The following is a 575-nucleotide window of genomic DNA, read 5'->3' as shown; positions in this document are numbered from 1 at the left end:
CGCATCGAACGTAACAAGCCAGGTGACAAAGCGCTGTCACCGACACCTATGATTGCGGTGTCTGCTCATGTTTTTGCGGAAGAAGTGGAACGCTACTTGGCCGCGGGTTTTGATGGTTACTTGCCAAAACCGGTTGAGAAAGAAGCCCTTGCTACGTTGATTCAGGATGTTCTGGATGGCAAACAACTACTGCTTCCGCAAAGTGGAGAATGCTTACCTCTGAGCGAAACGAGCGACACCAATCTAACTATTGAAAATCAGGTCGAACAAGACCACCAACAACGAGAGGAACCAGAGATGGTCATCATTAATCCAAGCGTGATCCAGTCCGACATGAAGATTTTAGGCAGAGAAAAAATGCTGCATATCATCGACTTGTTCAGAAATACCAGTGCGGATGTACTTGGACAGTTGGTTGAGTCAGCAGAAAAAAATGACAGCCTAGCAGTGAAAAATCTCGCTCATAAACTAAAAGGCAGTGCGGGGAGTTTAGGTCTTACTGCGTTAATGAACACTTGCCAAAGTATCGAGATTGCTGCTGAACCGCTAGATACATACAACGCTCAGCAAGGTTT

General features: G+C 46.1%; 1 protein-coding gene. It reads left to right on the top strand.

From position 1 onward, the window contains the following. The coding region (locus R7Z77_RS27285) for an Hpt domain-containing protein (RefSeq protein ID WP_318137296.1) at positions 1 to 575 on the top strand (575 nt) is incomplete at both ends.

This window comes from Vibrio sp. 1401, assembly GCF_033340295.1.
The sequence above is the reverse complement of the archived record's forward strand: the minus strand, read 5'-3'. Positions and strand labels throughout refer to the sequence as shown.